The organism is Flavobacterium yafengii (assembly GCF_030010375.1).
Lineage (GTDB): Bacteria > Bacteroidota > Bacteroidia > Flavobacteriales > Flavobacteriaceae > Flavobacterium > Flavobacterium yafengii.
Genome location: NZ_JASCRY010000004.1, coordinates 366,938 through 376,056 on the forward strand (window position 1 = coordinate 366,938; position 9,119 = coordinate 376,056).

Sequence of the window (9,119 nt, forward strand, 5' to 3'; positions counted from 1 at the left end):
TTTAAAATAGTCATCCCGTCTTGTTTCTAAAACTTGACGGGATTTTTTTATTTATTCTTCTCCTCAATCCAGCGCGACATATATTTGGTACTTTTTAAAGTATGATATTGCAACATAGCTCCCATAAAATTATGCAATCGATGTTGCTGCAAATTTGAGCGTAAAAATTCTATTTTAGTTCTAAAGTCAGTCTCGAATAAACCTTTAGAATATCGTTGATTAATAATGGTAATTCCATTTTGTTGGGCTCTACCCCAAATTTCTTTGTCTTGATATAATTGTACTGCCGTATCCACAAAATTAACTATATCATCCGTAATAAAACCGTTCCAAGGCATATCACCATGCATGGATTCAGAACCAATAGTAGTCGTTACGCTTGGTGTTCCACATTGCATCGCTTCTAATAATTTACCTTTAATACCTGCACCAAAACGTAAAGGTACCAAAACAACACACGCTTTCTTCACTACTTCTTGCGCATCATTAGCACGTCCCATGATTAAAAAACCATCTTTACTATTATGCAATTGCAATACTTTTTGCGAGGGATAAGCGCCATACACATTCAATACAGTTTCTGGCAGACGTTTTTTAATTAAAGGCCAAATTGTATCTTTTAAATATTGAACCGCATTCCAATTGGGCTCATGAAGAAAATTCCCAATGAAAATAAAGTCTTTCCGTTCTTCGAAAGAAGGTATTCTCTTTATTTCAGTATCGTCAATTGGTTCCAATAAAAAAGGCAAATAATGCAACAAGGCTTTATCTATCTTAAATGCAGATTCTAATAATTCCATTTCAAATTCTGAAATCATCAAAGACAAATCACAACGCAAAATACTCGCAATTTCTCGTTTTGCAACCTCTTCAACAAACAAATCAGCTATACTAAAAGAACGATTTTCCTTGAATGCTTTCTGACGAGACAAACGCAGACAATGTAAATCTTCAGTATCTAACAATCTTAACGCATCAGGACAATTTTCGGCAACGCGCCAACCAAATTGTTCTTCCATCATAAAACGGTCAAACAAAACCACGTCTGGATTCAGTTCTTTTATAAAAACATCAAAACTGGAATTATTAAGTTCTATTGATTTTTTCTCGACTTCGTACTCTTGTAAATCAACCATGAAATCACTGTTTTGTGCAGGACTAGCAAACGTAATGCTAAAACCTTGCGCTTTAAAAAGTAAAATCAGCTGTATCATCCTTCCTCCCGCTGCAGACGAATTAGGTTCTGGCCAAACAAAACCAATAATTAAAAGCTTTTGAACTTGATTCATATTATTATAAAATTTCAATTGCAAAATAATGCTATTTTGACTTCAATACGGTCATTTGAACCAAAAATAGATTATAAAACACTAATTTTGTACCAAATAAATTTCATTACCATGTTAGGATTAAAATTAGCTACAGACCCGCGTTGGGTAAATATAGTCGAATCGAATATAGAAGAAATCTTGACAGATCATGCTTGGTGTGAACAAAAAGCAGCATCAAATGCAATAAGTCTGGTTACTTACAACTCTGAATTAGAAGAATTAGTAACTGAGATGTTGATTATTGCCAAAGAAGAATTAGACCATTTGCAATTGGTTCATAATTTAATAAAAAGCAAAGGATTGACTTTAGGTCGAGAAAGGAAAGATCATTATGTAAATAAACTTTTTAAATTTATGAAAAAAGATGGCAGCCGAAAAGATGCTCTTTGTGATCGATTGTTATTTTCAGCAATGATTGAAGCAAGAAGTTGTGAACGGTTTAAAGTTGTATCAGAAAATATAAAAGATGTTGAACTGGCTACTTTTTACAGAGACCTCATGATTTCTGAAGCGGGACATTATACTACTTTTTTGGGTTTTGCACGAAAATATGCTGATAATATAGATGTAGACAAACGCTGGAAGGAATGGATAGAATTTGAAACTTCGATTATCACTAACTATGGTAAACAAGAAACAATTCACGGTTAATTAAAGAATCTTATAGTAAACAAAAAAACAGGATACCGTTAAGCATCCTGTTTTTTTTATTTGCAATCTAAGTAGATTATTTCACAATCATAAACTCAGAACGTCTGTTTAAGGCATGCTCCTCTTCGGTGCAGTTTTCCTGACAATCCACTTTAAATTCTGATTCTCCAAACCCTTTTCCGGTTATTTTATCTACACTAATACCTTTTGAAACAATGTAAGCTACAGTAGCATTTGCTCTTCTCTCAGAAAGATTTAAGTTAAACTCATCAGTGCCTCTGGAATCAGTATGTGCCTTAACGTAAATTTTCAATTTATCGTTTTGAGACATTACATAAACTAATTTATCAAGCTCTGCAGCACCTTTCTTAGTTATATTGCTTTTGTTGTATTCGAAATAAATAGGATTCAAAATAATTTCTGTTTCAGTAACAATCACTTCAATTGGATCAATTACTGCATCAACGGTAACTTTTCCTTGACTAATTTTAGCTACTGGAAAAGATTTTGAAATATAACCATCTTTAAAAACTTCTATAGTATATGGCTTTTGACATTCTACGTCATAAAGAACTTCTCCATTCATATTAGACATTTGAGTGTCTAAAACAGTGTTAGTGGCATCTAAAACAACAACTCTGGAATTAGCCAATAGCTCTCCCGTTTTGGCATTTTTTACCACACTAAGAATTTGCCCTTTACATACCGGAATAGAACTATAGATATGATCTACTCCACTACGGTTACTAGATAAATAGCCAATATTTTTTTCTTTATTAAATGTAAAAGCAAAATCATCTTTTTCCGTATTTACAGGTTTTCCAAGATTATACGGTTCCTCATCTTTATTTAAATCTACAGAAAAAACGTCTAAACTTCCAAAACCCGTCAAGCCGTTTGAAGAAAAATATAAAACAGCATCATCCGTTACAAAAGGAAAATTCTCGTCACCAGCTGTGTTAATTTTATTTCCTAAATTTTCTGGCGCACCATATGTTCCATCATTATTCACTGTTACTTTCCAAATATCAGTTCCTCCAACAGAACCTGGCATATTGGAAGCAAAATAAAGAACCTTCCCATCTGCATCTATGGATGGATTCCCCATAGAATAACTTTTACTGTTGAAAGGCAGTGGAGTACTGGCCCCCCATTTACCATTTTCTTTCACTGATTTGTAAAGATTCACTTGACCAAACTTCAGTTTATGCGTTTTGTCTTTCACGAATAATTTATCTTTGAAACTTTCACTTGAAAAATAAACAACACTGCCATCTTTGGTCATTGTAACCGGACCTTCATGAAACCTGCTATTTAATTCGGTTACAGGAACTGCTTCTGAATAGTTTCCTCCACCGCTATAAGTAGATTGATAAATATCTAGAAAAGGCTCGTTATTCCAACTGTATATTTTGTTGTTTTCATTTCTTGCACTTGAAAAATAAAGGATATCTCCATACAGAATAGCACCAAAATCAGACCTTTCTGAATTAACGGAGATTTTATCAACAACAAAAAGCTTATCTCTTTTCAATAATTTACTAAGATAATCTGGATTTTTATTGAATTGCTTAGCTCTCTGATCGTCTGGTGCTAAAGCTGCAAATGTTTTCATTTGCGAATCGGCTTCGGTGTATTTTCCATTAGATTTTAACATCTGGGCATATCTATAATACGTCTCCGGATCTTGCTTGGTTTGTACCGCTTTGGCATACCATTTTTCGGCCTCTATAGTATTGCGCATGTAATAATAACTATCACCAAGTTGCTTACTTACGTAAGTATTCGAATTTCCCTTTTCAACTAATGACAGATATTCTTTAGCAGCTTCAACATAATCGTAGCTTTCAAATAATTTATCTGCATCCTTAGTATCTTTATTTTGTGCGGAAAGTGAAATACTAACCAGCACAAAAAACAATAATAGAGTATTTTTTTTCATTAACTATTAAATTTAATATTAGAAAAATCTTGGAGAACGTGAAACTTTTTTCGACTCAAATAAATCATATAAAATGATGAGTTCATGAGAGGAGGGTGACGTTATTTTCAAATCAGAAATTATATCTTCGTAAGCATAGCCAATGCGCAACTCAGGCGTAATTGCAAAATTTACCATTGCTCCAAAACTGTCTTCCAATCGATAAGTTGCTCCTAATTCCAATTTTTCCTGATATAAAAAATTAGCGGAAATATCTACGGAAGGCGAAACATTAAATGCAGATTTCAACATAAAGGACGGTTTGAATTTTAATTCATAGTTAATATCAAATACATATCCGGCAGTTAAAAAATAGTGTGATACATCCGATCCATATTCTCTTCCATTATAATCCAAATGGGCTGATTTTATCATGTTGGGAACTGAAAAAGACACGTAATATTTATCGGTGTAATAAAACACTCCTGTTCCTAAATTCAAAGAAGTATCATTAATGTCGGTCCCAAAAACACCTTCTGAAGGATCTGGCAAACTCGATTGAATATCCCTTAGTCCAACTTTGTGAAAAGACGCTCCTGCTTTCAAACCAAATGCCAGTCTTTGTGTGCCTCCTAATTTCAATGTATACGAGAAATCTCCAAATACATTTTGCTCGGTAACCGGACCAATTTTATCCGAAATTAATGACAATCCGACACCTACATTCTTTCCCACCGGAGTATGTCCGGAAAAAGAAAGAGAGGTTGGAGCATCTTCAATATTTACCCACTGCTTTCTAAATAAAAGACCAAAAGAAATACTTTCTTTGGATCCCGCGTAGGCTGGATTTATAACATTCATATTATACATGTATTGTGTATAATGAGGATCTTGTTGCGCCTTCACATCTATATAGGCAATAAGAACTAAAAGAGAAGTCAAAAATATTTTATTCATATCTATTTGTTTTATTATTCTGCTGACCGATTGAAGGCCTGCATAAATACATTAATCTATTATTTTTCTCTGATTAGATAGATCCAACCTGTTTTTGTTTGTCCATTATTGAATTCTATAACATAATAATAGGTTGCGCTCGGAAGTTCATCTCCTTTATTTGATTGACCATTCCATTGATCTGTATAATCGGATTGATTGTAGACTTTAATACCATATCTATTGAATATCTCCAGGTTTTTAACATCCATTAATCTTAAATCAAAAGTGTCATTTGATCCGTTACCGTCTGGTGAAATCCCTTTTTGTATATCACAATAAATGGATTCAACAGTCGAACTAGCCGTTGTTGTGCAACCTGTACTTGAAGAAGTCACAGTTAGCGTATATGCTACAGGAAATACTACTTGTGCACCCGGAGTTGACGCTATCACATCGGTTACATTTAGGATATTTGAATTTGTTCCCACTGGATTTCCATCTTTATCTTCCCATTCATACGATACATTGTTTGGGTCGTAAGATCCTGACAGTGGATTTGCAGTTAAAGTATACACTTTATTGCTACAATCCCCTATGGTTTCAAATTGAATTGTTGGAGGAACTGGATTAATTGTTCTCGCAGCTCCACTAATCTCACATGTAGTATTATTTTTAAAACGCACAATTACGGTATAGTTACCTGATGGCAAAGTAAAAATCGGACTATCTTGAAATCCATTCCCAACACTATACTCAACACCAGACTGAGATGTAATTGTTATTTCTCCAGTTGTATTAGCACAAGTAGGCTGCCTTGTAACTATTGCTGTCGGTATTGCCGGAATCGCTGTTATTGTTAATATTACTCTAGTCCTAGAAACACTTAAACAGCTTCCGATTGATGATTCAGCATAATAAGTAGTTGTTCCCACACCAACTTGAGTAGGATTAGCCACTGCAACTCCACCCACTAAATCTGTATACCAAGTTATTGTATTACCAAGTGCTGTTGCAGTTATAGTTTGACTAGCTATTCCGTTTGAACAAACGGTCTGGTCAGTTGCTACTGGATTTGGCACCACTCCAACAATTGTTAAAGTAACAGAAGTACGCGTAAGACTCGGACAAATTCCGTTTGATGACTCAGCATAATAAGTGATTGTACCTACTCCAACTTGCCTTGGAGTAGTCACTATGCTACCTCCAACTGCGGCTGTATACCATGTTACAGAATCACCTGTTGCCGTCGCTGTTAATATTTGTGTCAATGTTCCATCAGTACATTCTGTTTGATCTCCACCACTTACAGGAACGACTGGCCTTGGATTTAAAGTTAAAGTAACTGCCACACGTGATGTGCTTACACAAGACGTTGTGCTTACAGCTTCAGCATAATAAGTAATAGTTCCTACTAAACTTAAAGAAGGATCTGGTACTATAGTTCCTCCAGTCGGTGCATCATACCAAACTATTGATTCGCCGGGCTGAACTGTAGCAGCGGCTGTCAATGGTATGATTGGTGATGAAGCACATACCGTTTGATCTCCTCCGCTTAACGGAACAAGTGGTATTGGATTAATAGTTAAGGTTACGGCAGTACGGGAGTTGCTGACACATAGCGTTACATTTTTTACCGATTCTGCATAATATGTAATGCTTCCTAACGCACTTAATGAAGGATCTGGCACTACATTTCCTCCGGTTAATGCATCATACCAGACTACTGACTCACCCGATGTAACTGTAGCTGTAGCTGTCAAAGTTTGAATTGGTGAAGTAGCACATACCGTTTGATTCCCTCCGCTTATTGGAGCGATTGGCCTTGGATTTAAAGTTAAAGTAACTGCCACACGTGATGTGCTTACACAAGACGTTAAGCTATTTACCGCTTCGGCATAATAAGTAATAGTTCCTAATGCACCTAAAGAAGGATCCGGCACCACATTTCCTCCGGTGGCTGCATCATACCAAACTACTGATTCGCCGGGCTGAACTGTAGCAGCGGCTGTCAATGGTGTGATTGGCGATGAAGCACATACCGTTTGATCTCCGCCACTTAATGGAACAAGTGGTATTGAATTAATAGTTAAGGTTACGGCAGTTCGGGAGTTGCTGATGCATAGTGTTGCATTTTTTACCGATTCTGCATAATACGTAATGCTTCCTAATGCACTTAATGAAGGATCCAGCACTACATTTCCTCCGGTTAATGCATCATACCAGACTACTGACTCACCCGATGCAACTGTAGCTGTAGCTGTCAAAGTTTGAATTGGTGAAGTAGCACATACCGTTTGGCTTGCTCCCGTTGGAGTTAAAGGCGGGACATGAAATTCTACTGTTATATCTGCAGTTGAACTAGGACAGATTCCATTTGAGATAGTCCATGTAAAAACATATATACCTTCTACATTTACTGTAGCTGTAGATGTCCCATTATTTGCAGCACTGAAATTTACTAAACCTGGCCCTGATTTTAATGACCAAACACCAGAACCCACAATAGGAGTGTTACCTCCAAGTGAAGTACTTGTTAATGTACAATTGAATTGATTTGAACCTACGGTTGCAACTGTTGGCTTTTCATCTAAATTAACTAAAATACTATCTTCTTTGTAACAAGGAATTAAAGCATCCGCTGAGACAACAACTGGATTCGGGTCTTTTATGTTAAAATCAATAGGACCGATCCCATAATCTAGTGAACTAGTTAATTCTGGGCTTAAAAAGGAATTTGTAACATTATAATTAAGTTCACTATCATCTTGCATCGTGAACGCAAAAAACTTAATATCTCCAATTGCATAGCCTATCAGTGATTTCAATACTTCAACTTCAAAACCAAGATTATAATCTGCAATTCCTGAATTGCCAGTATTAACCCCCATCACAGAAGAAGGGAATCCCATTATCGCATTCCCTATACTTAGCTTCGTAGAAGTACCAGTTTTTAATTCGATTATATCCGCGAAATAATTTGTTCCACCGTTATCAGTCGAAATTGCAAGACAATAATCTGCTTGAAAATAAGAATCAAAAGTACTTGGGTTATTATTAAAATAATTAAATCCCTTTACAGAGGGAATAACATTTGCTTCATCTCCATAATTTGCCAAATTAAAACCTCCAGGCTTTGTATCCAGAAACAACAGCATACTTCTATTGTTTTCTAATTTTCCTGGAATACCAAAAACTATCTTATCTTCTGTAGGACTAATTTTTATAGCATTAATATAGCCGGTTGATGCATTTGACGATAATGCCGCTGAAAGATTATTATCTTCCATCGGACCTTTTCCCCAAGCAGCTTCACTCATCGCTCCGTCCAAAGTAACTGCATAACGTGTTCTAACACTAACTACTTGACCTTTTTTTAGTGCAGTTGTTGAGAATTCTCTATTTGTTGACATAGCCTGTGCTACCGTTCCGTCAATTGAAAATTCAAATAAATCAGCACCACCGTTTGCAGTAAATACAAGTGGAACTCCTTCACATATAATTTGGTCTGTAGGTGAAACGGACAAATTAACTGCCGGTGGAGCAGAATAAACGGATGCAACTACAGGTACCCTAACACTAAAATCAGCTCCAGCGTGCGTGCGAACATAAAAGGTTGTAGTTTGACTTATACTAGGACTATATATAGATCCTGTATGTAAAATTATAGTAGAAGTCTGGCTCGCAAACCATTCGATAACATCTCCACTACCTCCGGAGGCAGCCATAAATACTCTTACAGTCAAATCACTCTCTTCTTTACACGCGCTTCCCGCAGTAGTCAGCGGTGACGGTATAATAGCTGTAGATTTCGCAGTTTTAGAAGTTCTATTAGATTTTTTAATAGTATCGGTTAATTTAACCGTTAAGGGCAACTGCAAATTTATTTTAGAATTATTTAAAGTTTGTTCGAAATTTTTGGCATTAATTTTATTTGCTAAAAACGAAAAAAACAATAAAAATAAAAGTAATTTATTTTTCATAGAATAAATTTTGTTGTTAATATAATGGACGATATATATTTAATTAAATAAAAGTATTGTTTTATTTTGGTAAAGCAAATAAAATTTTAATATATAATTAACAATATTACAAACAAATTAACAAACAAGCAGTTTGCGTATTATTCTATAATCAACTAGTTATTAGCGCATACAAAAAAACCCTGATCAAATTCATGATAGAGATTTTAATAGCATCTGAAAAAGTACAGATTAAAGAAAGGCAACCAGCCGAGGCGTTAGCCGCACAGGTAGTACGTATAAACAAAAAAATCCTCA

At 35.3% G+C, this 9,119-nt stretch carries 5 protein-coding genes; 1 reads left to right on the top strand and 4 read right to left on the bottom strand.

Going from position 1 to position 9,119, the window contains the following annotated elements; all coding sequences use genetic code 11:
- Nucleotides 1-47: 47 nt before the first annotated feature.
- Nucleotides 48-1,289, bottom strand: coding sequence for a glycosyltransferase (locus QLS97_RS14605; RefSeq protein WP_282717655.1), 1,242 nt, complete (start codon nt 1,287-1,289; stop codon nt 48-50).
- A 111-nt stretch (nt 1,290-1,400) separates the two neighbouring features.
- On the opposite strand from QLS97_RS14605, the gene QLS97_RS14610 reads away from it, so the two are divergent.
- A complete protein-coding gene (locus QLS97_RS14610) occupies nt 1,401-1,982 on the top strand; it encodes a MiaE family protein (RefSeq protein WP_282717671.1) in 582 nt (193 codons plus the stop codon).
- Nucleotides 1,983-2,058: 76 nt separating this feature from the next.
- Here QLS97_RS14610 and QLS97_RS14615 read toward each other — a convergent pair whose 3' ends face one another.
- From QLS97_RS14615 to QLS97_RS14625, 3 genes are read right to left on the bottom strand one after another with little or no spacing between them, the layout of a single operon-like run.
- The gene (locus QLS97_RS14615; protein WP_282717656.1) at nt 2,059-3,924 is read right to left on the bottom strand and encodes an OmpA family protein; all 1,866 of its coding nucleotides are present in this window, start codon (nt 3,922-3,924) and stop codon (nt 2,059-2,061) included.
- An 18-nt stretch (nt 3,925-3,942) separates the two neighbouring features.
- Complete coding sequence (locus QLS97_RS14620) at nt 3,943-4,860, bottom strand: PorP/SprF family type IX secretion system membrane protein (RefSeq protein ID WP_282717657.1); 918 nt, start codon at nt 4,858-4,860, stop codon at nt 3,943-3,945.
- 59 nt (nt 4,861-4,919) lie between these two features.
- Complete coding sequence (locus QLS97_RS14625) at nt 4,920-8,822, bottom strand: T9SS type B sorting domain-containing protein (RefSeq protein WP_282717659.1); 3,903 nt, start codon at nt 8,820-8,822, stop codon at nt 4,920-4,922.
- Between the last annotated feature and the right edge of the window lie 297 nt (nt 8,823-9,119).